The sequence below is a fragment of the Nosocomiicoccus massiliensis genome, from assembly GCF_002871345.2.
Classification (GTDB): Bacteria; Bacillota; Bacilli; order Staphylococcales; family Salinicoccaceae; genus Nosocomiicoccus; species Nosocomiicoccus ampullae_A.
On the sequence record NZ_CP136964.1, the window covers coordinates 1,184,292 to 1,210,855 of the forward strand.

Below are 26,564 nucleotides of genomic sequence, written 5' to 3' on the forward strand. Positions count from 1 at the left end.
CTTTACTTCTTTTCTTCATTAAATTCTACAGATGGAACACCGAGAATAATTTCGTTGTTTTTAAGAAGTGTTTGAATATTTTTACGATAATCACGTAGCACCTGGAATTGTTCCATTGGACGCGTAATAAACATAATTCTATATTGTAATTGACCACTAATGAAATCTTGAACACCGAGTAATTGTGGTGGTTCTACGATACTTTCGTTTTTCTGCCAATTTTCTTCAACATATACACTTAATAATCTTTCAATTCGACTAATATCTGTGTCAATCGGTAAGTAAAACTCTAAAAACGCAATCGAATTTTCTTTAGAAAAATTCACAACTTCTCCTATTGTACCATTTGGCACCATATACATTTCAGAGTTATAACCTAAAACTTTCGAACTTCTCAGTCCGAGGTATACGACTTGTCCTTCTGCAATTGGTGATCCTTGATTAGTAAATTTAACAAAGTCACCTTTGTCGAACTGATTTTCTAAAATGATAAAGAACCCAGTAATCATATCTTTAACTAAACTTTGTGCACCAAAACCGATTGCTAAACCAGCAATCCCTGCCCCAGCGAGCAGTGTTCCAACAGGTATGTTAAATATTTCTAATATTGTCACGACAATAACGAACCATCCAAATACCGTCACGCTATTTTGTAACATACTTAGAAGTGTTTTATTACGCTTTAAACTAATTTGTGCTTTACCAGGACGTAGCGATATTTTTTTTAGTAAGAAATTTTCGATAATCCGATTGACAATTTTTATAATAATCATCCCTAAAATGACTATAAAAATTGACCATAATACACGTTCTCCAACGTTAACCCATAGTTCTACAGATGTGATTTTTTTCCATATCGTATCTAAAAAACTCGTATCTAATGGTGTATCGATCGCTTCGACTGCCATCAACGTTAGCCAGTTTAGAATCATTTAATCCTCTCCTATTTCACTCAGTAATTTGACGAGTCGCTTGTACTCTTCAACACTCGTAAAAGATAAAACAATTTGTCCCTTTTTGCCGACTTGTTTAATATCAACATCCGTACCTAACCGTCGTTTTAAGGACTGTTCAACACGTGCGATTGGTGCGGGTTTTTCGACATATTTCTTTTCGGCTTTTTTAGTTGCTTCGAATTTACGTACAAAACGTTCTGTCTCACGAACATTCCACTTTTCATCGACAATTCGTTTAGCGATTTCTTCAATATGTAACTGATTTTTTAAACTGAGTAATGTTCGTCCGTGTGCTGTTGTTAGTTTACCATCTTGTATAAGTTGTATTACTGAATGAGGTAAATTTAATAAACGAATCATGTTCGCGATATATGATCTCGATTTACCAAGCTTTTTAGCCGTTTCTGATTGATTGAGATTCAACGTTTCCATATATTTTTTGTAACTCATCGCTTCCTCAAATGGATCTAAATCTTCACGTTGTAAGTTTTCAATTATCGCATATGTCATCATTTCTTCATCTGACATTTCTTTGACAATCGCATCGATAGTTTCTAAGTTTAACGCTTTAAACGCACGCCATCTTCTCTCTCCAGCAATTAACGTATACCCGATAACAGTTTGACGCACAATAATCGGTTGAAGTAGTCCGTTTTCTTGTATAGAAACTTTTAATGCATTTAACTCTTTTTCGTCAAAATGCAGTCTCGGCTGATATGGATTCGGTTTGATGTCAGAAACACGAATACTTTCTATACGACTCATTTCTGCATCTCTCCTACTTTTTAATTTTTATATTAATGATATACGTATCTTCATCTTCTGTTTTTTCACATAACACTTCATGACCGTGACGTTTAATTTTTTGAATTTCATTATCTAAATCATTCATGAGAAATGTCATGTCATCATTAAAGTTAATTTGCGTTTCTTTTTGTTTCAAACGGTTTTTAACGAGCTGCTCGGTATCTTTAACGGTTAAATCTTTGTCTTTTACTTTTTCTAACACTTCGTACTGCATAGCGTTATCTAAAGAAAGCATTGCCCTCGCGTGTCTTTCACTTATATCATTATTTTGTAACGCCGTTATAACGGGTGATGATAGCTTTAATAATCGTAATTTATTCGCGATAAAGGACTGACTTTTTCCAAGTGAATGCGCGAGATCCTTTTGTGTAATGTCATCCATAGATAATAAGTCTTTATATGCAAGTGCTTCTTCGTAAGGAGATAAGTCTTCACGTTGAATATTTTCAATAATCGCTATAACTGCTGCTTCTTGATCTGTAAAATAGCGAATAATCGATTCGACATTTTCAAAATGTAATGATTTTATTGCTCTAAAACGGCGTTCGCCTGCGATAATTTCATACATACCTTCTTCGATTGGTCGTAACGTAATCGGTTGAAGTAGACCATGAACTTCAATAGAATCGGCAAGTTCTTTGATCGATTTGTTATCAAATACTTTTCTCGGCTGGAATCTGTTCGGTACGATTTTTTCAACCGGTATTTTTTCAATCTTATCTTCAACGTGACGATCCGTTTTATCGAGTAGATTAAATAACTTTGAAAATGGCTTTTTCAACGTGATTCCTCCTTTACTTTACTAATGGTTTTTTATTCGGTGTACCTGGTTTTCTCGGGAAATCTCTCGGAGTTTTTCGTTTTTTATCGAATTCGATAATATAACGCTCGCTATTTTCATGTGGTAATGATAACGAGAACACTTGACTCAATTCTCCACCAAGTAATTCTAAAGCAAATTCCGCTTCTCTTAATTCTTCTTCTGCCTTTTGACCTTTTAATACGATTAAACGCCCACCTGTACGAACGAGTGGTAAACATAATTCTAGTAATACATTTAAGCGTGCAACTGCACGTGCTGTTACGATATCAAACATATGTCGTTGACCATGTTGACCGAATGTTTCTGCACGGTCATGTACTAATGTAATTTTATCTAATTTTAAGTTTGCTGTTAATTCATTTAAAAAAGTAATACGCTTTTTTAATGAATCGACAATCGTTATTTTTAAATCTGGACGAATGATTTTCATCGGTAATGAGGGGAACCCTGCACCTGCACCAACATCACAAATTGATGTACCTTCTTCGATATCTAAGAAAAATAACGGCGTAATTGAGTCATAGAAATGTTTTTCATACACTTCTTCTTCATCTGTAATTGCTGTTAAATTCATTTTTTCGTTCCATTCGACTAACATTTTAAAGTATATATCGAATTGTTCGAGCTGATAATCTGTCACTTCAATACCTTCGTCTTTTAAATAACTTATAAACTCTTCTCTTGTCATCATTATCCCTCTGAATTTAAGAAAAAAGGCTTAAATAAGCCTTTAATCTTGTATTTTCGCTATTTTCCCTTGTTCGATATAAACGAGTAAGATAGAAATATCTGCTGGGTTAACGCCAGAAATTCTAGACGCTTGTGCGAGATCTAACGGTCTTACTTCTTTTAACTTATCGCGCGCTTCTGACGCAAGTGAATGAATTTGATCGTAGTCGATATTATCTGGAATACGTTTACTTTCCATACGCTTCATTTTTTCAACTTGCGTTAAAGATTTTTTAATATAGCCATCGTATTTAATTTGAATTTCAATTTGTTCTTTCTCTTCAGGTGAAAGTACGGATTCTTCGTTTAGAATTTCCATAATATCATCGTAATTCATTTCTGGACGACGCAGTAAATCTCTAGCGAGAATGCCGTCTTTTAATCGAGATCCACCTTTATTTTCAATAATAGACTGCGTATGTTCATTTGGTTTAATACGAATCGATTCGAGTCTTTCAAGTTCATTTTCAATTCTTGCTTTTTTACTTTGGAATCTCTCATAACGCTCTTCTGATATAAGTCCTTCACGATATCCAATATCAGTTAATCGTAAATCTGCATTGTCGTGACGTAAAATTAAACGGTGTTCTGCACGAGACGTTAATAATCTATATGGTTCCTCTGTTCCTTTTGTTACTAGGTCATCGATTAACACACCGATATACGCATCTGTACGACTTAAAATTAATGGTTCTTTACCAAGTAATTTGTTTGCTGCGTTAATACCCGCGATAATACCTTGTGCAGCCGCTTCCTCATAACCACTTGTTCCATTAATTTGTCCTGCTGTAAATAAATTTTCTATTTTTTTAGTTTCAAGTGTTGGCCATAATTGTGTCGGTACGACCGCATCGTATTCAATTGCGTAACCTGTACGCATCATACGTGCATTTTTAAGTCCATGAATTGTCTTTAACATTTCTTGTTGTACATGTTCTGGCATACTCGTAGATAACCCTTGTACATAGACTTCTTTTGTATGTCTACCTTCAGGCTCTAAGAATATTTGGTGACGTGGTTTATCGTTGAATCGGACGATTTTATCTTCGATAGATGGACAATATCTCGGCCCTGTACCTTCGATAAGTCCAGAATACATTGCTGAAAGATGTAAGTTATCGTTTATAATTTCGTGTGTAAATTCATTCGTGTGAGTCAGCCAACATGGGAGTTGATTCATATTAAATTCTGTTGTGTCATAACTAAATGCACGTGGTACATCGTCACCAGGTTGAATTTCAGTTTCCTCGTAATCGATTGAGTCTGAATTCACGCGTGGCGGTGTACCTGTTTTAAAACGAACGATTTCAAATCCTAGTTCTTTTAATTGATCTGCAAGTTTTAATGAAGGCATTTGATGGTTTGGTCCTGAAGAATATTTTAAGTTTCCTAAAATAATTTCTCCACGTAAAAATGTACCTGTCGTGATAATCACTGCATCACTATAATATTCAGTGTTAATATTAGTGCGGACACCTTTTACGACATCATCTTCGATAATTAAAGCATCGACCATCGCTTGAAGGATATCTAGATTTTCTTCATCTTCTAATACTTGCTTCATCACTTTTTGATAATCTAATTTATCTGCTTGTGCGCGTAATGCACGAACTGCAGGTCCTTTACCCGTATTTAACATACGCATTTGAATATTTGTTTTATCGACAACTTTTGCCATTTCTCCGCCAAGAGCATCCACTTCTCTTACGACGATACCTTTAGCTGGACCCCCTACTGACGGGTTGCATGGCATAAACGCAATATTATCTAGGTTGATTGTCAGCATTAAAGTTTTTAACCCTTTACGAGCCGTTGCAAGTCCCGCTTCAATACCCGCATGTCCTGCACCGACGACGATACAATCGTATTTATTATGCTCCATAATTTTTCCTCCTATTTTCCTAAACAGAATTGACTAAATAGCTGATCAATCAATTCTTCTGAAACATCTTGACCAATTACTTCTCCGAGTAATTGCCACGTTTTTACTAAATCTATTTGGATCATATCTACTGGAATATCCATTTCAGCAGCTTCGATCGCATCAATAATACTTCTATGCGCTTGTTCTAGTAGATGAATATGACGATTATTTGATACGTAAGTTGAATCTTGTATCGAAATACCACCACTAAAGAATAACTCTTTAATACTTTCTTCTAAATCTTTAATCCCTGTGCCCTCTGTAACAGAAGTTAACACGACAGGAAAATCATAATCTGATTTTAAAGTATCGATATCAATTGTACCTTCTAAATCTGTCTTGTTGACGATAATGATGACGTTACGCTCTTTTAAATTGTTTAATATATCTTTATCTTCTTCTGAAAAACCAGTCGTATGATCTAATAGATAAAGTATTAATTCTGCATTTTGTAACGCTTCACGTGAACGTTCGACACCGATTTTCTCAACGATATCTTCTGTTTCACGAATGCCTGCAGTGTCTGTGAGTTTTAACGGAATACCATTGACGTTGACGTATTCCTCTAAAATATCTCGCGTTGTTCCTGCGATATCAGTAACGATTGCACGGTTATCTTGAATGAGATAGTTTAATAAAGAACTTTTACCAACGTTTGGTTTTCCGACGATTACTGTATTTAATCCTTCACGTAAAATACGTCCTTCACGTGATGATTTTAATAGGTCCTCGATTTCTGTTTTAATCGTGCGCGATGCTTCGAGTAATTGACGCGTCGTTGCTTCTTCGACATCATCATACTCTGGATAATCGATATTAACCTCAACTTGAGCAAGTACGACTAATATTTCTTGTCGTAAATGTTCAATATACTCTTTTAAGCGTCCTTGCATTTGTTGGTTCGCAATTTTAGACGCGTCATCTGTCTTTGATTGTATGAAATCCATAATTCCTTCTGCTTGAGATAAATCAATACGTCCATTTAAAAATGCACGTTTTGTAAACTCTCCCGGCTCTGCCATTTCAGCGCCATTTTGTAATGTTAACTGAAGGATATGATTTATTGTATGAATACCACCGTGGCAGTTAATTTCAACGATATCTTCACGTGTATATGTTTTTGGTGCACGCATAACGGCTACCATTACTTCTTCGATTACTTCGTTCGTTTTTGGATCGACGATATGACCGTAATTGATCGTATGAGAGTCTACTTCCTTTAAACTCTTTTTACCTTTATATAGTCGGTCTGCGATGGCGATTGCTTCATCTCCTGAAAGTCTGACAATTGCGATGGCTCCTTCACCAACCGGTGTTGATATACTCGAAATTGTGTCAAATTTCATTGGATTATCCCTCTATTCTCTTTCAATAACAATATGACGATTTGGTTCTTTACCAGCTGAGTAAGTTTTGATGTTTGTAACGTTATAAAGAGCGTTATGAATGATCTTTCTTTCATATGCTGGCATCGGTTCTAAGTGTACTGGTAGGTTTGTACGTACTGCTTTTTTCGACATATTAATCGCAAGATTTTCAAGTATTTCTTCGCGTTTTTCGCGATAGTTTTCTGTATCGATAATAATTCTTCCGTAACCTTTATATATTCTATTGAAGTAATGCTGGCCAATTTCACTTAACGCATTTAATGTCGATCCACGTTTACCGATGACTTTTGCCGCTTTATCTGCAAATACGTTAATCATTACTGTACGATCGTCGACTGTATAATCTGTATAGTTAGAAATACCCATTTCATTAACAACAGACTGAATATAATTCGCTGTACTTTCGACTGCTTCATCGAACGTAAATTTCGGTGTTTGTACATCAGTCTCTTCATATGAATCGTCTAATTGCTCTTCGTGTTGTTCAACAGTATCTTCTTTCATACCTACAACTTCTTCGACAGTATCTAATTGATTAACGTCTGTCTCTTCTTCTACAACTTCTTGTTCAATAACCTCTAATTCTGTAGTTTCTTCTATAGAATCTTCCAGGTGCCTCATTTGAACTGCTTCAATTGTATTTAATTGTTTTAACTCCGGATTAATAATCGTAAGTTTAACTTCAGCTTCTTTTTTCATTAAACCTAAGAAACCTTTAGAACCTTGTTGTAGTACGTCAATACTGATGTCTGACTCTTCGACATTTAAATCGTTTAAACCTTTTTGCAGCGCGTCTTCTACAGTTTCACCTCTGTAAACTTTATACATGTGTCTATCCTCCATTATTTTATGCATTTTGCGATTCGCAAAACGTGTAATAAAGACTTTTCAATGTCGTGATAGTCCATATCTTTAACAGGCTGTCTTGCAATCACAATGTATTCTGTTGTTTTAAGTGTGTCTTTATGTTGAGTGAAAAATGCGCGGATTCGACGTTTAATTTGATTTCTTTTTACGGCATTGCCTAATTTTTTCGAAACACTGATACCAAGTCTAAAATGTGTTTCATCAGACTTTTCTTTCGTATAAATAACGAATTGTCGATTCGCAACAGACTTACCTTTTTTAAAGACATACTGAAAATCTTTTTGTTTTTTAATACGATACTCTTTTTTCATACAACTGTACCTCTTTATGATTACATATTATACAAAATATAGACATGATATGACACTTTATGAATTGACACAAAAAAAGATCACCTATGACTAGATGATCTTCATATTATGCAGATAATACTTTTCTACCTTTTCTTCTGCGACGCGCAAGTACTTTACGTCCATTTTTAGTACTCATTCTCGCACGGAATCCGTGTACTTTTGAACGCTTGCGTTTATTTGGTTGATACGTACGTTTAGGCATAACTACACCTCCATGTAATCCAATGCTATATGAATTTTTCTGTCAATAATTTTAGCAACTACTACATAATAACAGAATCCAAATACCATTTCAATTATTTTTTTGGCATTATTACGTATTCTAACAGATTAAATTAGATGTTTTCTTCATAAAAATGTGGATAACTTTTCAATGAATTTTAGTTTTCCACCACATTGTGCATAACTTATAAACAAAATAACACACATTTAATTATTTATGTGGATAACTTGTGAATTTGTGGATACTTTTGTTGGATCATTGATATATTAACGTTTATCTATTATAATTTTTATTGAATTCTATGTGAATAACTAAAAACATAAGTGTTTTATCCACATTTGTGGAAAGGTTGTGGATAACTTTTATCACCATTGTTTATATATTTATCCACAGTATGTGAATTAACTTAAAAGTGAGGTTAAATTTATGGATGGTTTAGGAGAAATTTGGAAAAAGATTTTAGATGAAATCGAACAAAATGTGTCTAGTGCAAGTTTTGGTGTTTGGTTCGCAGACTTAAAATTAGTAGAACTTTCTCAAGAAAATGCAGTGATTGAATCAAGTTCAGAATTCAATCGTAACTGGCTAGAAGAGCATTATAAAGATCTCATTGCAGAATCTATTTTTAAAGTAGTCGGTGAATCGCCTGAGATTACACTCATTGTCGCTGGTGAAGAATCAGTAAATTCATCTATAGTTAAAGATGAAAAACCAGTTGAACCTACTGAAGAACGTGTATTTAATATTAACGAAGAAAACACATTCGATACATTTGTTATTGGAAATGGAAATCGATTTGCACATGCTGCTTCACTCGCAGTCGCTGAAGCACCTGCAAAAGCATATAACCCACTATTTATATATGGTGGTGTTGGATTAGGGAAAACCCATTTAATGCACGCAATCGGTAACTATATTCAAAAAACACGTCCAGATGCTAAAGTCGCATACCTATCAAGCGAACGTTTTACGAATGATTTTATCAACTCGATTCGTGATAACAAACCTGAAGCATTTAGAAATAAATATCGAAATATTGATGTCTTATTAATCGATGACATTCAATTTTTAGCAGGAAAAGAGCAAACACAAGAAGAGTTCTTCCATACATTTAACGCACTTCATGATGAAGATAAACAAATCGTAATTACAAGTGATCGTACGCCAAAAGAAATCCCTACATTAGAAGATAGATTACGATCACGATTTGGTTGGGGGTTAATTACAGATATTACTCCACCTGACCTTGAAACGAGAATTGCAATATTAAAGAAAAAATGTGAAGAAGCAAACGTCGTCATTCCAAAAGAATCGATGCTGTACATCGCAAATCAAATTGATACGAATATTCGTGAACTAGAAGGTGCCTTAACACGAGTCGCAGCATACGCAAAACTAACAAATCAAGAAATGTCTCCAGAAGTTGTTGCGGAAGCTCTAAAAGATATTGTCAAAGAGCCAAAACAAAGAAAAATTAGTATAGAAGACATACAAGCAGTTGTCGCTGAACATTACAGCATTAAAATAGATGATTTTAGTTCTAAAAAAAGAACGCGCTCTATCGCATTTCCACGACACGTCGCAATGTATTTATCGCGTGAACTCACAGATAACTCTTTACCAAAAATTGGAGAGATTTTTGGCGGTAGAGATCATACGACGGTTATTCATGCGCACGAAAAAATTTCTAAATTACTACAAACTGACGAAGAATTCGTAGAGGAATTAAAAGAGATCGAAAATAAACTCGGTTAATATTATGTGAGTAATGTGGATAAATGGTACACTAATATCAACAGTTTATACACATGTGAATAACTTTGATATATCAACGTGTTTTCCACTTATCCACATATTCACAGTGCCTACTACGACTTTTACTATTTTTATATATAATATATAGAATAAAAGGAGTTATCATATGCAAATACAAATTCAACGTGCTTATTTCACAGAACAACTAAACGACGTATTAAAAGCAATATCAAATCGTACAACGCTTCCTATTTTGTCAGGAATTAAAATAGAAGTATCTTCTGACAAATTAGTACTAATAGGGAGTAACGGAGAGATTTCAATCGAAATCACAATTCCAACAGAAGTAGATAACGAAGAAATTTTAACAGTTACTGAACCTGGTGAAGCAGTCTTACCTGCAAGATTTTTCACAGATATCGTTAAAAAATTAGATGGAGATTACGTCCAATTAAAATCAACAGATCAATTTGGAATTCAAGTGAGTGGCGGTAAATCTAATTTCGTCATTAGTGGATCAAATCCAGATCACTACCCACTACTTCCTGAAGTGAATAACGAAGAAAGTATTAAAATCGCAGCATCTGTTTTAAAAACGATTATTAACGAGACAAACTTTGCAGTATCAAGTTCAGAAACTCGCCCAGTTTTAACAGGTGTTAACTGGCAATTCTTTGATGAGTCACTGCATTTTACAGCGACAGATTCACATAGACTTGCGCTACGTAAGTTAAATGACAAAGAAAACTCTATCGAAATTAGTAATGCGATTATTCCTGGTAAAGCATTACACGAACTAAATAAAATTATCGAAGATAGTGAAGAAGATGTGGAAATTAACTTCTCACAAAACCAAGTATTATTTAAATACGGTCATTTAAGATTTATCTCTCGTTTACTAGAAGGAAATTATCCTGACACGTCAAGATTGTTCCCAGAAAACTTCGAGACAAAGTTAGTAATCAATAATAATGAATTTTTAAAAGCGATTGACCGAGTGTCATTACTTGCACTTGAGGGTGGAAATAGCGCGATTAAAATGACAATCGACAATAGTCGTGTTCTTTTATCGTCAAATAGTCCAGAAATTGGAAACGTAGAAGAAGAAGTCGGTGCACTAAATTTAGAAGGTGAACCGCTACAAATTTCATTCAACTCAAGATATATGATGGACGCGCTACGTGCAATCCCTGAAGAAGAAGTCTCAATTGAGTTCTTTGGAACGATGAAACCATTTACGATTCAATCAAGTACATCAAACGATGTTGTTCAATTAATTTTACCAATTAGAACTTACTAAATTTATAAGCTATATGCCTCATGTTTTAAAATATGAGCATATAGCTTTTTTAATTGTTATTAAGTAGGTGGAGTACAAAATAATATAAAAGCCCTCTATGACCCTTAAAATAGCGATTAAGATGAAAATACACCGAAAATACTGTATAATATAAACAATACGAGGAGGAAAAACAGATGGAAATCGTTCAATTAAGTGATGGAATTATTACAATCGGTCAATTTTTAAAACACCAGTCTATTATTCAGTCTGGTGGAGAAGCAAAGTGGTTTCTTGCAGAGAATGAAGTGTATTTAAACGATGAACCCGAAAATCGTCGTGGTAAAAAGCTTCATCATGGTGACGTCCTCGATCTAGGTGAGTTTGGAGTATATCGAATAGAGTATGTAGATGAAACTATCTAGTATACATTTAGAAAATTTTCGTAATTACGAGTCATTGTCACTCGACTTTCACGACAAGTTGAACGTTTTTATCGGAAAGAATGCACAAGGAAAAACCAACCTACTCGAGTCGATCTATTGTCTCGCAACGACAAAAAGTCATCGTACGACGCGCGATAAAGAAATAATTCGAATGAATCAAGATGAAGCATTAATTTCTGGATATGTACAAAATAGATTTAGTGAAATACCGATATCACTTTTACTTTCTAAAAGTGGAAAACGTGCAAAAATCAATCATATTGAGATGGCTAAATTATCTCAGTATGTCGGGGCACTGAACTGTGTATTATTTGCACCAGAAGATTTAGAGATTGTTAAAGGTGCACCAGAAGTACGTCGTAACTTTATCGATGTAGAGTGTGGTCAAATTTCTAAAATATATTTACAAAGCTTATCAGACTATAAACGTGTCTTAAAACAAAAAAACTTGTATTTAAAAGAAAGACACGTCGATAAAATGATGGTCGAAATCTTTAACGATCAACTCGTTGAAGCAGCATTAGAAATCATTAATAAGCGCGAAGCATTTGTTGAAGCCTTAAATGAGTATGCAAAACAAATACATAGCGACATTTCAAATAATCAAGAAAATTTAACAGTTGAATATCGTCCAAATATTAAATGTTTAGAACTTAAAAAAGAAGAACGATTACAGTTTTTAAAAGAAACTTATGCATCTGTAATCGATAACGAAATAGAACGTCGACAATGTTTAATCGGTCCACATCGAGATGATTTAAAGTTTTATATTAATGATATGGATGTGCAGACATACGGTTCACAAGGTCAACAACGCTCGACTGCGTTGTCTTTAAAACTTGCAGAACTCGATGTTATCGCAAATGAAATTGGAGAGTATCCAATTTTACTGTTAGATGATGTACTCAGTGAACTTGACGAGCACCGTCAAGCACACCTACTAACGTCGATACGTAACCGTGTACAGACGTTTGTAACGACGACTTCAATTAGTGATATTAACCATCAAATTATGGATGAAATGAATTTATACACGATTGAAGAAGGTACGGTTAAAAAATAGCGGAAGGTGACAAAATGGCAGAACAAAGACATGAATCTTATGATGCAACCCAAATACAAGTACTTGAAGGTTTGGAAGCAGTAAGAAAACGTCCGGGTATGTATATCGGCTCGACGTCTTCTAGAGGGTTACACCATTTAGTGTGGGAAATCGTCGATAACTCTATTGACGAGGCGCTCGCTGGCTATGCATCAGCAGTCGACATTATATTAGAGAAAGATGGCTGGGTAAAAGTTATCGATGATGGACGTGGTATTCCAGTCGATATTCAAGAATCGATGGGACGTCCTGCGGTAGAGGTTATTTTAACAGTCCTTCACGCAGGAGGTAAATTCGGTGGCGGTGGATATAAAGTATCTGGTGGTCTACACGGTGTAGGATCTTCAGTAGTAAACGCCTTATCTGAGTCATTAGAAGTATATGTTCATAGAGATAAAAAAGTGCATTTCCAAAGTTATACGCGCGGAGTGCCTGATGCTGACTTAGAAGTCATCGATAAAACAAACAAAACAGGTACTGTTATTCGTTTCAAAGCAGATGCTGAAATATTTACAGAGACACAAGAATATGAAGTTGAAATACTCGAAAAACGTGTAAAAGAACTCGCGTTTTTAAATAAAGGTTTAACAATTCGTCTAAAAGATGAACGTACATCAGACGGTGAAACATATGAGTACCACTATGAAGGCGGTTTAAAGTCATATGTTGAAGAACTAAACAAAAATAAAGAAATCTTAACTGAAGAAGTCATCTATCTAGATGGTGACAAAGAAAACGTAGAAGTTGAAATATCTATGCAGTATCATAGAGGTTTTTCATCGAACGTTTTAACATATGCAAACAATATCCACACTTATGAAGGTGGTACGCACGAAGAAGGATTTAGACGTGCGTTAACACGTGTCATAAACAACTACGGATTTAGTCAAAATATTTTAAAAGAAAACGACGAACGTTTATCAGGTGAAGATGTTAGAGAAGGTCTGACTGCAGTTGTGTCCATCAAACATACAGATCCTCAGTTTGAAGGACAGACAAAAACTAAGTTAGGTAACTCTGAAGTACGTTCGATTACAGATCAATTATTCTCTGAAGGGTTTGAACGTTATTTACTAGAAAACCCACAAGAAGCAAGAATGATTGTCGAAAAAGGAATTACCGCACAACATGCGCGTGTTGCAGCACGTAAAGCACGTGAAATGACGCGACGTAAATCTGCTTTAGAAGTATCAAGTTTACCAGGAAAACTAGCAGATTGTTCATCAAAAGATCCAAGTATTTCTGAGCTATTTATCGTTGAGGGTGACTCAGCAGGTGGTTCAGCAAAATCTGGTCGTAACTCGACAGTACAAGCTATTTTACCGTTACGAGGTAAAATTTTAAACGTTGAAAAAGCGCGACTCGACCGTATATTAGAAAATAACGAAATTCGTGCGATTATCACAGCGCTCGGTACTGGAATTGGAGAAGAATTTGATTTAGAAAAAGCACGTTATCATAAAGTCGTTATTATGACAGACGCAGACGTTGATGGTGCACATATCCGTACACTATTACTCACGTTCTTCTATCGCTTTATGCGTCCGTTAATTGAAGCAGGATATATTTACATTGCACAACCACCACTTTATAAAGTGGAGCAAGGTAAGAAAAAACATTATGTCTATGATGACGAAGCGCTTGAAGAACTACGTCGTACACTACCAGAAACACCAAAAATCTCAATTTCACGTTACAAAGGTCTCGGTGAAATGAACGCAGACCAATTATGGGAAACGACGATGGACGAAGAAAATCGTACACTCTTACAAGTTGAGTTGTCAGATGCGATTGAAGCGGACCAAGTATTTGAGATGTTAATGGGTGACATCGTAGAGTTACGCCGTGAATTCATTGAAGAAAACGCAAGATATGTAGAAAACTTAGATGTTTAAGGAGGAAATTTAATTGGCTGAACATAGTAATATTCAACCCGTAAATATTAGTAAAACGATGAAGAGTTCCTTCTTGAGCTATGCGATGAGTGTTATCGTATCACGTGCGTTACCAGATGTTCGAGACGGATTAAAGCCAGTACACCGTAGAATTTTATACGGTATGTATGATAACGGTATGACGAACGACAAACCGTTTAAAAAATCAGCACGTATCGTCGGAGACGTAATGGGTAAATATCACCCACATGGTGACTCTTCAATTTATGAAGCGATGGTGAGACTCGCACAAGACTTCTCAACGCGTTATCCACTCGTTCATGGACAAGGGAACTTTGGTTCAATGGACGGTGATGGAGCAGCTGCACAGCGTTACACAGAAGCAAAAATGTCGAAAATCGCGATGGAACTATTAAGAGATATTAACAAAAATACGATCGATTTCGCACCAAACTACGATGAAACAGAACGGGAACCAGTCGTATTACCGGCACACTTTCCGAATTTACTCGTCAATGGTGCGTCAGGAATTGCAGTCGGTATGGCGACAAATATACCACCACATAACTTAGTAGAATCTATTAATGGTGTCCTTGCTCTTTCAGAAAATCCAGACATTACGACGCTAGAGTTAATGGATATTATTAAAGGACCTGATTTCCCAACAGCAGGACTGATTATGGGACGCTCTGGTATTAAAAAAGCGTATGAAACAGGTCGTGGTTCGATTATTATGCGTGCGAAATGTACGATTGAAGAAATGAAAAACGGTAAAGAACGTATCGTCGTTTCTGAAATTCCATACCAAGTAAACAAAGCACGTTTAGTCGAAAAAATCGCAGAACTTGTACGCGATAAAAAAATCGAAGGTATTACAGATTTACGTGATGAAACGTCACTTCAAGAAGGCGTTAAAATCATCATTGAGATTCGTCGCGATCAAAACGCGAACGTTATATTAAACAACTTATATAAACAAACACCTCTACAATTATCGTTTGGTGTCAACATGCTCGCTCTTGTAAATGGTGAACCTCAAACACTCACGTTAAAAGAGATGTTATATCACTATCTTGAGCACCAAAAAGAAGTCGTAACAAGACGCACAGAGTTCGATTTAGATCGTGCGAAAGTACGTGCACACATTTTAGAAGGACTCATGATTGCACTCGATCATATCGATGAAATCATCGCTTTAATTCGTGCGTCAGAAACAGATGAAGAAGCTAAATTAGGCTTAATGGAGCAATTTAGTTTATCTGAAAAGCAAGCACAAGCGATATTAGATATGAGATTACGTCGCCTTACAGGTTTAGAGCGCGACAAAATCCAATCAGAGTACGATGAGCTTATGAAAACTATCGAATCACTTCAAGCGATTTTAGATTCTGAAGATAAACTGTTAGAGCTTATCCGTAAAGAATTAATTGAAATTCGCGATAAATATGGTGATGAGCGCCGTACAGAAATCACTGCAGGCGCAATAGATATCGAAGATGAGGATTTAATTCCAGAAGAACAAATCGTCGTCACGTTATCTCATAAAAACTATATTAAACGTCTCCCAGCTGACACGTATCGCGCACAAAAACGCGGTGGACGCGGTATTCAAGGTATGAATACGGTGGAAGATGACTTCGTTGAAAAAATCGTAGCGATGTCGACACACGATTATTTATTATTCTTTACGAATAAAGGTCGTGTATACCGACTCAAAGGATACGAAGTTGCGGAATTATCGCGTCAATCTAAAGGTATTCCAATCGTTAATATGATTGAAGTCGATAAAGACGAAAAAATCACGACGATGTTATCGGTTAAAGATAAAGACGGAGATACGGATGGCTATCACCTACTATTCGTTACGCGTAATGGTCTTGTGAAACGTACGAAACTATCAGAATTTAACCGTATTAATCGTAACGGTAAAATCGCAATTACGTTTAGAGATAACGATGAATTACTCGCAGTTCGTCTTACAGACGGTCAATCAGAAGTAATCATTGGATCTAAACAAGGACAACTCATTCGTTTCGATGAAAACGACGTTCGTTCTATGGGACGTACGGCAGCAGGTGTACTTGGAATGCGTCTACGTGAAGGTGATGAAGTCGTTGGAATTGATATATTAAAAGAAAATCAACACGTGTTAGTCGTGACAAATAAAGGTTACGGTAAACAGACGATTGAAAGTGCGTATCGTCAAACGAAACGTGGCGGTCTCGGAGTTAAAACGATTTACTTAACTGAAAAAATCGGAGAACTCGAGTCTATCGCTGCGGTTGACGGAAACGAAGATTTAATGGTCGTTACAAATCGTGGTGTCATTATTCGATTCGCGATTAGTGATGTATCGATTACGGGACGTAGTACTCAAGGTGTTCGTCTAATGCGCTTAGATGACTCTAACAACGTTGTTACTGTAGCGGTTGTTAAAGATGTTGAAGCGGATATTGAAGACGAAGTAGAAAATACCGAAGAATAAATTAAAAGTTGGAGATTTTCTCCAACTTTTTTTGATTTTAAAAAATGTAAACGTTATACTGTTGTTAAATTCAGAGTTTTAAGGAGGAATTGAGTTGGTAGTTTTAAAATTAGATGGAAGCGCTTTAGAAATTAAGGATATTAAATCATTTTTACAACATGAAAATTCTAAAATTGAAGTGACCGAAGACGCGTATAAAAGAGTTCATGCATCAAGACAAATCGTTGAAAACATCATCGATAATGAACGTACAATTTACGGGATTACAACAGGTTTTGGACTGTTTAGTGACGTCTTAATTTCAAAAGAAAAAACATCACAGCTTCAAACAAATCTTATTCGCTCTCATGCGGTTGGTGTTGGAAATTATTTAAGTGAAAATACTGCACTACTCATGATGGTATTACGTTTAAATACAATGTTAAAAGGACATTCAGGCGTGAGAACAATTCTCGTCGATCAGTTAAAAACATTTATTAACGAAAGAATTATTCCAGCCATTCCAGAACAAGGTTCTTTAGGTGCTTCAGGAGATCTCGCACCGTTATCTCATATGGCACTTCCACTAACTGGTGAAGGTGAAGTGTTAAAAGACGGTAAAGTGACTCCGACTATTGAAGTGTTAAAAGAAAAACAAATCGAACCAATTGAACTTGCTGCAAAAGAAGGTCTCGCTTTAATTAACGGTACACAAGCGATGACAGCAGTTGGTGTCATTACATATATCGAAGCAGAAAAGCTGATGGAAGATAGTTTATGGATTTCATCTTTAACACATCAAAGTTTACATGGTATTACAGACGCATACGATGAAAAAATTCACATTGCACGTGGATACGATGAGCAAATTTACGTTGCGAAAAAAATGAGAGAGTATTTAAAAGACTCAAAACTGACTACACATCAAGGTGAATTACGTGTACAAGATGCATACTCACTTCGTTGTATTCCACAAGTGCACGGCGCAAGTTTCCAAACGTTAAAATATGTAAAAGAAAAGTTAGAAATTGAAATGAACGCTGCAAATGATAACCCATTAATATTTAGTGAAAACGAAGTCTACTCTGGTGGAAACTTCCACGGACAACCGATCGCTATCGCGATGGATTTATTAAAAATCGGTGTTGCAGAAATTGCAAATATTTCAGAAAGACGCATCGAGCGATTAGTAAACCCAGATTTAAACGACGGATTACCAGCATTTTTAAGTCCAGAAGATGGACTACAGTCAGGTGCAATGATTTTACAATATATGGCGGCAAGTTTAGTTTCTGAAAACAAAACACTCGCACATCCAGCATCTGTTGATTCAATACCGTCTAGTGGAAACCAAGAAGATCACGTTTCTATGGGAACAATTGGTGCTAGACACGCTAGAGACATCGTGGAAAACGTTCGAAACGTCCTTGCAACTGAGTTGTTCATCGCACTAAGTGCTGTAGAAATTCGTGGTGTGGACAAACTATCACCAAAAACGAAAGAGAAATTTGACGAATATAGAAAAGTTGCGGCGTTTATCGACCAAGACCGTAAATTCTCAGATGATATCAAACAACTATCACTCGCATTACGTGCTATTCAAAGTATTTAATCGGTCTTTTTTTTATGTCATGAACTATTTTAATTTTCAAGGAGTGTTAAATTATGTCAAGAAATATTCGAGCTAAAAAAGGTTTAGAAATTGAGTGTAAAGGATGGGAACAAGAAGCAGCTTTACGTATGTTATATAACAACTTAGATCCTGAGGTTGCTGAGCATCCAGAGAATTTAGTCGTATACGGGGGTATCGGTAAAGCAGCGCGTAACTGGGAAGCATTTGATGCGATTGTCGATACGTTAAGAAATCTTGAAGACGATGAAACGATGCTCGTTCAGTCTGGTAAACCTGTTGCGGTTTTTAAGACGCATGACGAGGCACCACGCGTACTTTTATCTAACTCAGTACTCGTACCTAAGTGGGCAAATTGGGAACACTTTAATGAGCTCGATAAAAAAGGGTTAATGATGTACGGCCAGATGACGGCTGGTTCATGGATTTATATCGGGTCTCAAGGAATCGTTCAAGGGACATACGAATCATTTGCAGAGCTTGCGAACCAGCACTACGGTGGTAGTTTAAAAGGAACGATTACGTTAACTGCTGGACTTGGTGGTATGGGTGGTGCACAACCTCTCGCGGTATCGTTTTGTGATGGTGTGTCGATTACTGTTGAGGTCGACAAATCTCGAATTGAAAAACGAATTGAGACTGGATACTGTGACGTTATGATTGAAGACTTAGACGAAGCATTAAAAGTCGCTGAAGAAGCGAGAGATGAAGGACGTAATTTATCGATTGGATTATTAGGAAACGCTGCAGAAATTTTACCTAAAATTCTAAATAGCGATACGAAAATCGACGTCGTTACTGACCAAACGAGTGCGCATGACCCGTTAAACGGTTATGTACCTGAAGGATACTCGTTAGAAGAAGCAAAAAAACTACGCGAAGAAAATCCTGAAAAGTATGTTGAGTTATCTACAGCCTCTATGGCAAAACACGTTGAAGCGATGCTCGGATTTAAAGAAAAAGGCGCAGTTGTTTTCGATTATGGAAACAATATTCGACAAGTTGCGTATGATTACGGTGTAAAAAATGCATTTGACTTTGGAGGATTCGTGCCACTATTCATTCGTCCATTATTCTGTGAAGGTAAAGGACCATTTAGATTTGCGGCGTTATCTGGAGACCCTAAAGATATCGAAGCGGCAGATAAAAAAATGCGTGAATTATTCCCAGATAATGACAAGTTAATTCGTTGGTTAGATATGGCTGAAGAACGTATTCACTTCCAAGGATTACCATCACGTATCGCTTGGTTAGGATACGGTGAACGTGCGAAAATGGGGTTAGCATTAAACGAAATGGTTCGTACAGGAGAAATTAGCGCACCAATCGTTATTGGACGTGACCATCTAGACTCTGGTTCAGTTGCAAGTCCTAACCGTGAAACTGAGTCGATGAAAGACGGAAGTGACGCAGTTGGTGACTGGGCAGTATTAAACGCGTTAGTGAACACGGCAGCAGGAGGATCATGGATTTCATTCCACCACGGTGGTGGTGTTGGTATGGGATACTCATTACATGCAGGAATGGTCGTCGTTGCAGATGGAACAGACAGAGCAGCGAGACGATTAGAAAGAGTATTAACTACAGATCCGGGTATGGGAGTAGTAAGACATGTTGACGCTGGATATGATATAGCAATCGAAACAGCGAAAAAATACAACATGAATATACCAATGTTAAAGGAGAATAAATAATGTCGACAACAATTATTAAAAATATTGGTGAGTTAGTATTACCAAAGAAATCAACACGTGCATTAAAAGGAAAAGAGATGGACGAGTTATTAATCGTGAAAGACGGTATGGTCGTCATTGAAGACGGTAAAGTCATCTATAGTGGTGAAAAGACAGATGATTATACAGCAGATCAAGAAATTGATGCTGAAGGAAAGCTTGTCACACCTGCTCTAGTCGACCCTCATACACACGTCGTTCATGGTGGATCACGTGAGCACGAGTTAGCGTTAAAAATTCAGGGTGTCGATTATTTAGAGATTTTAGAACAAGGTGGCGGTATTTTAAATACTGTTGAAGCGACTAAAAAAGCATCGTTTGATGAGTTGTTAGAAAAAGCATCGAAAAACATTATCCGTATGATTCAGCACGGTGTATTAACAGTAGAATCAAAAAGTGGATATGGTCTCGATTTAGAAAATGAATTAAAACAATTAAAAGTATCACACGCACTTGAAGAAAAGTTTCCAATCACAATGAAACATACGTACTTAGGTCCACACGCAGTACCTAAAGGCCGAGAAAACGAAGAATTTTTACAAGAGATGACAGATTTACTTCAAAACGATGAAATTAAAAAGCTATCTGATTTTGCAGATATATTTACTGAAACAGGAGTTTTCAGCGTTGAGGAGTCAAGACGTTATATGGAAGCAGCTAAAGAAGCGGGATACGATTTAAAAATCCATGCAGATGAAATCGATCCACTCGGTGGTTTAGGTCTCGCTATCGAACAAGGTGCAGTCAGTGCAGATCATTTAGTCGCCGCTTCAGATAAAGACAAAAAAGCATTGAAAGATAGCGACACAATCGCTGTACTTCTACCAGGTACAACGTTCTATTTAGGAAAAGACGATTATGCTGATGCACGTGGAATGATTGATAACGGTGGAGCTGTAGCTCTCGCGACGGACTTTAACCCTGGAAGCTGTGTGACAGATAACTTACAAATGATTATGACAATCGGTGCAATCAAACTTAGAATGACACCAAAAGAAGTATGGAACGCAGTAACAGTAAACGCAGCACACGCAATTAAAACAGATCGTGGTACGTTAGATGCTGGAGATGATGCGAACCTCGTCATTTGGAACGCACCAAACCACGAATACGTACCGTATCATTATGGTGTAAACCATGCATCAAAAGTAATTGCTAATGGTCAAGTCGTTTTTGAGCAACCTGGACTTAACCTATAGTCATTATTGAAAATAACGAAGAAAATTATTATAATAAAAGTAATCAAATAACATTTACTTGTGAGATGCAGTAACATTCGCCCTACTTTTAGAGAGACTATGGTTGGTGAGAATAGTTAGTAAGCGATGTGAATTTCTATCTCTATTACAGCAAGTAAACGAAGTTCACTTCGTTTTAAAATGAGATGCATACGTTAAACGTATGTAATTAGGGTGGCAACGCGTATATAACCACGTCCCTTTTGTATATTGGGGCGTGGTTTTTTGTATCTACAAGTAAATTTAGGAGGAAAATAAATGTTAGATATTAAGTTTATTCGTAACAACACAGACATTGTAAAAGACAAAACAAAAAAACGTGAAATGGATCCAGTCGTTATCGATGAGATTATTGAGTACGATGAAAAACGCCGTACGTTATTAAAAGAAACGGAAGAGTTAAAAGCAGAACGTAATACCGTATCTCAAAACATCGCAGAAAAAAAGCGTAACAAAGAAGATGCAGATGCGGATATTCAAGCAATGCAAGAAGTCGGTAAACGTATTTCTGAAATCGATAATGAGTTAAAAGAAGTCGAATACGAATTACACTATCGTTTAGACCGTGTTCCAAATTTAATTGACGATGAAGTACCTGTTGGTAAAGATGACTCAGAAAACGTTGAAGTACGTCGTACAGGTGAACAGAAAACATTTGACTTTGAACCAAAAGCGCATTGGGAACTTCTTGAAGAGCTTAAAATGGCTGATTTTGAACGTGCATCAAAAGTATCAGGCTCACGTTTTGTATATTTAACAGGTGAAGGTGCACGTTTAGAGCGTGCATTAATTAACTTTATGTTAGATGTCCATAGAGAAAATGGTTATAAAGAAATGATGACACCACAAATCGTTCGTGGAGACGCAATGTACGGAACAGGACAGTTGCCAAAATTCGAAGAGGATTTATTTAAAATTCAAGACGAATCAATGTACACTATTCCAACTTCAGAAGTAACATTAACAAACTATTTTGCGAATGAAATCTTACAAAGTGAAGATGTGCCGACAAAGTTTGCAGCAGCTACAGCATGTTTCCGTAGTGAAGCGGGTTCAGCTGGTCGTGATACGAGAGGACTTATCCGACTTCACCAATTTAATAAAGTTGAAATGATGCGCTTTGAAAAGCCAGAAGATTCATTTGAAGTGTTAGAAGAAATGACACGTCATGCTGAAAATATTTTAAACTTATTAGAAATCCCACACCGCACAGTTATTTTATGTACGGGTGATATCGGATTTGGTTCAGCAAAAACGTATGACGTTGAAGTTTGGTTACCACAATACGGTGACTACAGAGAAATTAGCTCAATTTCAAATATGACAGATTTCCAAGCACGCCGTGCAAACATCCGCTTCAAGCGTGACAAAGATTCAAAACCTGAATATGTACACACGTTAAACGGAAGTGGTTTAGCTGTTGGACGTACGATGGCAGCAATTATTGAAAATTATCAAAATGAAGATGGAACGGTAACTATCCCAGAGGTACTAAGACCGTACATGGGTGGTCAATCTATCATCGAAAAGGTATAATAATATTATTGAATGCTCCTATTTCATAGGAGCATATTTTTATAAGCTTAGGGTGTGTAATTTTGAAACAAGATATACCTTATTTAAAAGTCGTATCAGCAATCGCTGTGAGTTTAATATTATTTTTACTAACCGACTTTACATTTATACTCGGATTTTTACTCGTTCCGTTTGTCATCTATTTATTATTAGATATTAAGTTCAAATCTGATCGTACATTCTTTATAACGGTTTTCATCATATGGATTCCAACACTATACGGATTTTCAATACTATCATTTGTGATGTTTATCGTTATCGTGTGTTCAGTCTTATTACTTGAAGGTACGTTGAAGCAACGTTTCACACAAGAAGTTACACTTACATATTTAACGTTTTTAATGGGTATACTATCGTTATCTAGTGTGCTTATTCTTCAAGCATTTAAGGTAATACCATCTTTTGGAAATATAGAGTCACGAATGATTGCGTGGTACACAGAACAATTAAATGACGTATCGAGCATTACCGGTCAAACATTTGATACAGAAATGATTATTCAATCTGTAAAAGGATTTTTCACATTAATTCCATCACAATTTTTTGTAGTGAGTTTTGTGATTGCACTCTATACGGTACTAATGATTCGAGTATTAGTCACAGACAAATCTCAACTTTGGACATATGTACCATTTAGTAAATGGGTTTTCCCGAGAAATATCGCTTATATTTATTTTGGATTTATGATCTTAACGCTATTTCAAAATACGTTAGGTGATGCAGTTTATGCGATTGTCATGAACTCAATGGTAATTTTAGAGTGGATTATATACATACATGGTTTAGCATTTGTTTTATACTTTTTAAAACATAAAGAACTTAACATTGTATGGATTGTACTCATTATGATTGTTTCAGTCATTCTTAAACCAATTACATTATTTGTTGGATTTATAGATATGTTATTTAGATTTAGACGACGTATTGAGACAGGGGGGAAATAGCACATGTTTAAAGTACTCGATAAAAAACTCATACTCATTCCGTTTAGTATTATTCTTTTACACATCGTGATATTGAGTACATTTATATTTATCAACCACTTTAGTTTTGGAGTACTGAGTTTCTTAGTAAGTGGGATTTTATTAGCGCTCGTATATATATACGCTAATCGTTGGCTAACATTATCAGAAAAAAATTTAAGAGTGTTAGCAGATGATATCGCAAAAGGAAAAGAGTACACGGCAGACCATATGCCAGTCGGTATGATTATGATCAATGATGACGACGAAATTATATGGATGAACGCCTACATGGAAGAAGAGATGCCAGAAGAACTGTACAACGAACCGATTAACACCGTATTTCCGAATTTGTTAACGATGATTAAAACAAACAATCTAACTCAGACGGAAACAGTCTATGAAGATAAGTCATACAAAGTTTTTTATGAAGAAGAGTTATCGATGCTTCATTTTATTGATATTACAAATGAAAAGAAATTAAGAAAAAAACTCGATGATAGAAAACCTGTAATTGGTATTTTATTTCTAGATAACTATGATGATGTCACTCAAAACATGACGGAAAACTTAAAAAGTGAGTTAAATAACCTCATTATGTCAACGATTAACGAATGGGCTGAAGAACACCATGTGTACATTCGTAGATTTTCAAATGACCGTTTTATGATTGTTATGGAAAATATCAGTCTTGAAGCGGTCGAGGACACACGTTTTCAACTACTCGATAAAGTGCGTGAATCTACTCAAGAAATGGGCGCACAGGTTACGTTATCTATCGGTCTTGGTGAAGGATCGACAGATTACATTGAAATCGGACAACTCGCACAATCTGCGTTAGACTTAGCGCTCGGACGCGGTGGTGACCAAGTAGCAATTAAAGCAGTGAACGGTTCAGCACGTTTTTATGGTGGTAAAACAGATCCGATGGAAAAACGTACACGCGTAAAAGCTCGTGTTATGGCGCATGCCCTACGTGACTTGTTACTTGAAGGTGAAAATGTCTTAATTATGGGGCATAAAAATCCTGACGTCGACTCAATCGGTGCGAGTATTGGTGTTGCGAAAATCGCAAAATCAAACGGAATCGATGCACATATTGTATTAAATGAGTCAGACTTAGACGATACGTTAACACGTATGATGAACGAAGTACGTGACCACGAACATATATATGAAACATTTATTTCATCAGAAGATGCATTTGACTTAATGACGCCAGGCACGACAGTCGTCGTCGTTGATACGCATCGACCATCGATGGTGCTCGATACCGATATTTTAAATAAAGCAACGCGTAAAGTTGTTATCGACCACCATAGACGTGCGGATGAAATGATTTCTAACCCACTACTTGTGTACATGGAACCATATGCATCTAGTGCATGTGAACTTGTCGCAGAGCTACTTGAGTATCAGTATCAAGAACATAAAATGTCACGTTTAGAAGCGACGATTATGTTGACGGGTATTATCGTCGATACGAGAAACTATACGTTACGTACAGGTAGTCGTACGTTTGATGCAGCGAGTTACTTACGTTCAAACGGTGCTGACCCAGTACTCGCTCAGACGTTCTTAAAAGATGATATCGATACGTTTATCGCACGTAGTGATCTCATAAAATCTGCTGAGATAGACTCTGATGGTATTGCGATCGTTAAAGCAGACCAAACGATGACATATCATCCAGTCACTGTCGCACAAGCAGCTGACTCTCTACTTCAAATTGAAGGTGTACGTGCATCGTTTGTTATTGCGACACGGGAAGATGATTCAATTGGAATTTCTGCACGATCTTTAGGAGATATTAATGTACAAATTATTATGGAAGAGCTCGGCGGCGGTGGGCATTTAACAAACGCTGCAACGAGACGTACAGATGTGACGATGGACGAGTTATATGACGAGTTAAAACATGTCATAGACCAAATGAAAGATATTAGGAGTGAAGAAGAATGAAAGTCATTCTATTAAAAGATGTTAAGAATATCGGTAAAGCAGGAGAAGTAAAAGAAGTTGCTGCAGGTTATGCACAAAACTTTTTATTTAAAAAAGGACTTGCAGAAGAAGCTACTCCAGCTAACTTAAAAAAATTAGAAGCTCAACAAGAACAAAAACGTGAAGCAGCACGTGAAGAGCTTGAGGACGCAAAAGCGTTAAAGGAAAAATTAGAACAGTTAGAAGTTACGATTAAAATGAAATCTGGTGAAGATGGTCGTCTATTCGGTTCAGTGAGTTCTAAACAAGTCATTGAAGCGTATAAAAAAGAACATGACATTAAACTCGACCGTAGAAAATTAGATATGCCTGAACCGCTAAAAGCACTTGGATATCATAAAGTAGATGTGAAGTTACATCAAGAAGTTACTGCAGTACTTAAAATTCACGTCGTAGAACAGTAAGAGGTGTCGT

General features: G+C 36.3%; 22 protein-coding genes. 13 read left to right on the plus strand and 9 right to left on the minus strand.

The features are described from left to right. Positions 1–2: 2 nt before the first annotated feature. The 9 genes from CJ229_RS06200 to rpmH form a co-directional block, all read right to left on the minus strand. Positions 3–932: a mechanosensitive ion channel family protein gene (locus CJ229_RS06200; protein ID WP_102167059.1), complete on the minus strand. Its 930-nt coding sequence runs from the start codon at positions 930–932 to the stop codon at positions 3–5. After that, positions 933–1,721, minus strand: a complete 789-nt coding sequence (locus CJ229_RS06205; RefSeq protein ID WP_102167060.1) for a ParB/RepB/Spo0J family partition protein — start codon at positions 1,719–1,721, stop codon at positions 933–935. A 13-nt stretch (positions 1,722–1,734) separates the two neighbouring features. Beyond that, the gene (locus CJ229_RS06210; RefSeq protein WP_068129056.1) at positions 1,735–2,544 is read right to left on the minus strand and encodes a ParB/RepB/Spo0J family partition protein; all 810 of its coding nucleotides are present in this window, start codon (positions 2,542–2,544) and stop codon (positions 1,735–1,737) included. Positions 2,545–2,557: 13 nt separating this feature from the next. Further along, a complete protein-coding gene (gene rsmG / locus CJ229_RS06215; protein ID WP_070709158.1) occupies positions 2,558–3,274 on the minus strand; it encodes a 16S rRNA (guanine(527)-N(7))-methyltransferase RsmG in 717 nt (238 codons plus the stop codon). A 42-nt stretch (positions 3,275–3,316) separates the two neighbouring features. Next, entirely contained in the window at positions 3,317–5,197 is a 1,881-nt protein-coding gene (gene mnmG / locus CJ229_RS06220; protein WP_070709155.1) for a tRNA uridine-5-carboxymethylaminomethyl(34) synthesis enzyme MnmG, read from the minus strand. Between the two features lie 11 nt (positions 5,198–5,208). Beyond that, the gene (gene mnmE / locus CJ229_RS06225; RefSeq protein WP_317846533.1) at positions 5,209–6,585 is read right to left on the minus strand and encodes a tRNA uridine-5-carboxymethylaminomethyl(34) synthesis GTPase MnmE; all 1,377 of its coding nucleotides are present in this window, start codon (positions 6,583–6,585) and stop codon (positions 5,209–5,211) included. 12 nt (positions 6,586–6,597) lie between these two features. Further along, positions 6,598–7,455, minus strand: coding sequence for an RNA-binding cell elongation regulator Jag/EloR (gene jag, locus CJ229_RS06230; RefSeq protein WP_070709152.1), 858 nt, complete (start codon positions 7,453–7,455; stop codon positions 6,598–6,600). A gap of 14 nt (positions 7,456–7,469) precedes the next feature. Continuing rightward, positions 7,470–7,805, minus strand: a complete 336-nt coding sequence (gene rnpA / locus CJ229_RS06235) for a ribonuclease P protein component (RefSeq protein ID WP_068129064.1) — start codon at positions 7,803–7,805, stop codon at positions 7,470–7,472. A gap of 106 nt (positions 7,806–7,911) precedes the next feature. Then, positions 7,912–8,049 carry a 50S ribosomal protein L34 gene (rpmH, locus tag CJ229_RS06240; RefSeq protein WP_040928948.1) on the minus strand — a complete coding sequence of 46 codons (138 nt, stop codon included), beginning with the start codon at positions 8,047–8,049 and terminating at the stop codon, positions 7,912–7,914. Positions 8,050–8,496: 447 nt separating this feature from the next. On the opposite strand from rpmH, the gene dnaA reads away from it, so the two are divergent. The 13 genes from dnaA (at position 8,497) to rplI (ending at position 26,554) form a co-directional block, all read left to right on the plus strand. Further along, entirely contained in the window at positions 8,497–9,825 is a 1,329-nt protein-coding gene (gene dnaA, locus CJ229_RS06245) for a chromosomal replication initiator protein DnaA (RefSeq protein ID WP_070457171.1), read from the plus strand. Between the two features lie 166 nt (positions 9,826–9,991). Beyond that, positions 9,992–11,125, plus strand: coding sequence for a DNA polymerase III subunit beta (dnaN, locus tag CJ229_RS06250; protein ID WP_070457170.1), 1,134 nt, complete (start codon positions 9,992–9,994; stop codon positions 11,123–11,125). A gap of 176 nt (positions 11,126–11,301) precedes the next feature. Continuing rightward, positions 11,302–11,529 (plus strand): S4 domain-containing protein YaaA, encoded by a 228-nt coding sequence (yaaA, locus tag CJ229_RS06255; protein ID WP_040928956.1) that lies wholly within the window; start codon positions 11,302–11,304, stop codon positions 11,527–11,529. Next, positions 11,516–12,613, plus strand: coding sequence for a DNA replication/repair protein RecF (gene recF / locus CJ229_RS06260; RefSeq protein ID WP_070457169.1), 1,098 nt, complete (start codon positions 11,516–11,518; stop codon positions 12,611–12,613). Before yaaA ends, recF begins: the two co-directional genes overlap by 14 nt. 14 nt (positions 12,614–12,627) lie before the next feature. After that, on the plus strand, positions 12,628–14,547 hold the full coding sequence (gene gyrB, locus CJ229_RS06265) for a DNA topoisomerase (ATP-hydrolyzing) subunit B (protein WP_070457168.1): 1,920 nt from the start codon (positions 12,628–12,630) through the stop codon (positions 14,545–14,547). A 13-nt stretch (positions 14,548–14,560) separates the two neighbouring features. After that, positions 14,561–17,032: a DNA gyrase subunit A gene (gyrA, locus tag CJ229_RS06270; RefSeq protein WP_219718731.1), complete on the plus strand. Its 2,472-nt coding sequence runs from the start codon at positions 14,561–14,563 to the stop codon at positions 17,030–17,032. Between the two features lie 94 nt (positions 17,033–17,126). Beyond that, a complete protein-coding gene (hutH, locus tag CJ229_RS06275) occupies positions 17,127–18,623 on the plus strand; it encodes a histidine ammonia-lyase (RefSeq protein WP_068129073.1) in 1,497 nt (498 codons plus the stop codon). 53 nt (positions 18,624–18,676) lie between these two features. Next, positions 18,677–20,335: a urocanate hydratase gene (gene hutU / locus CJ229_RS06280; RefSeq protein ID WP_102167061.1), complete on the plus strand. Its 1,659-nt coding sequence runs from the start codon at positions 18,677–18,679 to the stop codon at positions 20,333–20,335. Further along, complete coding sequence (gene hutI / locus CJ229_RS06285) at positions 20,335–21,573, plus strand: imidazolonepropionase (protein ID WP_070457165.1); 1,239 nt, start codon at positions 20,335–20,337, stop codon at positions 21,571–21,573. The genes hutU and hutI overlap by 1 nt, the downstream gene beginning before the upstream one ends. Positions 21,574–21,870: 297 nt before the next feature. Next, on the plus strand, positions 21,871–23,148 hold the full coding sequence (gene serS / locus CJ229_RS06290) for a serine--tRNA ligase (RefSeq protein WP_068129079.1): 1,278 nt from the start codon (positions 21,871–21,873) through the stop codon (positions 23,146–23,148). 62 nt (positions 23,149–23,210) lie between these two features. Then, positions 23,211–24,131: a DUF2232 domain-containing protein gene (locus CJ229_RS06295; protein WP_180953379.1), complete on the plus strand. Its 921-nt coding sequence runs from the start codon at positions 23,211–23,213 to the stop codon at positions 24,129–24,131. Positions 24,132–24,134: 3 nt separating this feature from the next. Beyond that, positions 24,135–26,111, plus strand: coding sequence for a DHH family phosphoesterase (locus CJ229_RS06300; protein ID WP_070457162.1), 1,977 nt, complete (start codon positions 24,135–24,137; stop codon positions 26,109–26,111). Continuing rightward, positions 26,108–26,554 carry a 50S ribosomal protein L9 gene (rplI, locus tag CJ229_RS06305; RefSeq protein WP_068129086.1) on the plus strand — a complete coding sequence of 149 codons (447 nt, stop codon included), beginning with the start codon at positions 26,108–26,110 and terminating at the stop codon, positions 26,552–26,554. The genes CJ229_RS06300 and rplI overlap by 4 nt, the downstream gene beginning before the upstream one ends. Positions 26,555–26,564: the final 10 nt, after the last annotated feature.

Excerpts from the sequence above, each read along its gene's own strand:
- CJ229_RS06200 (WP_102167059.1), bottom strand. The coding sequence starts at position 932 with ATGATTCTAAACTGGCTAACGTTGATGGCAGTCGAAGCGATCGATACA.
- CJ229_RS06205 (WP_102167060.1), bottom strand. The coding sequence starts at position 1,721 with ATGAGTCGTATAGAAAGTATTCGTGTTTCTGACATCAAACCGAATCCA.
- rsmG (WP_070709158.1), bottom strand. The coding sequence starts at position 3,274 with ATGACAAGAGAAGAGTTTATAAGTTATTTAAAAGACGAAGGTATTGAA.
- mnmG (WP_070709155.1), bottom strand. The coding sequence starts at position 5,197 with ATGGAGCATAATAAATACGATTGTATCGTCGTCGGTGCAGGACATGCG.
- mnmE (WP_317846533.1), bottom strand. The coding sequence starts at position 6,585 with ATGAAATTTGACACAATTTCGAGTATATCAACACCGGTTGGTGAAGGA.
- jag (WP_070709152.1), bottom strand. The coding sequence starts at position 7,455 with ATGTATAAAGTTTACAGAGGTGAAACTGTAGAAGACGCGCTGCAAAAA.
- rnpA (WP_068129064.1), bottom strand. The coding sequence starts at position 7,805 with ATGAAAAAAGAGTATCGTATTAAAAAACAAAAAGATTTTCAGTATGTC.
- rpmH (WP_040928948.1), bottom strand. The coding sequence starts at position 8,049 with ATGCCTAAACGTACGTATCAACCAAATAAACGCAAGCGTTCAAAAGTA.
- dnaA (WP_070457171.1), top strand. The coding sequence starts at position 8,497 with ATGGATGGTTTAGGAGAAATTTGGAAAAAGATTTTAGATGAAATCGAA.
- dnaN (WP_070457170.1), top strand. The coding sequence starts at position 9,992 with ATGCAAATACAAATTCAACGTGCTTATTTCACAGAACAACTAAACGAC.
- yaaA (WP_040928956.1), top strand. The coding sequence starts at position 11,302 with ATGGAAATCGTTCAATTAAGTGATGGAATTATTACAATCGGTCAATTT.
- recF (WP_070457169.1), top strand. The coding sequence starts at position 11,516 with ATGAAACTATCTAGTATACATTTAGAAAATTTTCGTAATTACGAGTCA.
- gyrB (WP_070457168.1), top strand. The coding sequence starts at position 12,628 with ATGGCAGAACAAAGACATGAATCTTATGATGCAACCCAAATACAAGTA.
- hutU (WP_102167061.1), top strand. The coding sequence starts at position 18,677 with ATGTCAAGAAATATTCGAGCTAAAAAAGGTTTAGAAATTGAGTGTAAA.
- hutI (WP_070457165.1), top strand. The coding sequence starts at position 20,335 with ATGTCGACAACAATTATTAAAAATATTGGTGAGTTAGTATTACCAAAG.
- serS (WP_068129079.1), top strand. The coding sequence starts at position 21,871 with ATGTTAGATATTAAGTTTATTCGTAACAACACAGACATTGTAAAAGAC.
- CJ229_RS06300 (WP_070457162.1), top strand. The coding sequence starts at position 24,135 with ATGTTTAAAGTACTCGATAAAAAACTCATACTCATTCCGTTTAGTATT.
- rplI (WP_068129086.1), top strand. The coding sequence starts at position 26,108 with ATGAAAGTCATTCTATTAAAAGATGTTAAGAATATCGGTAAAGCAGGA.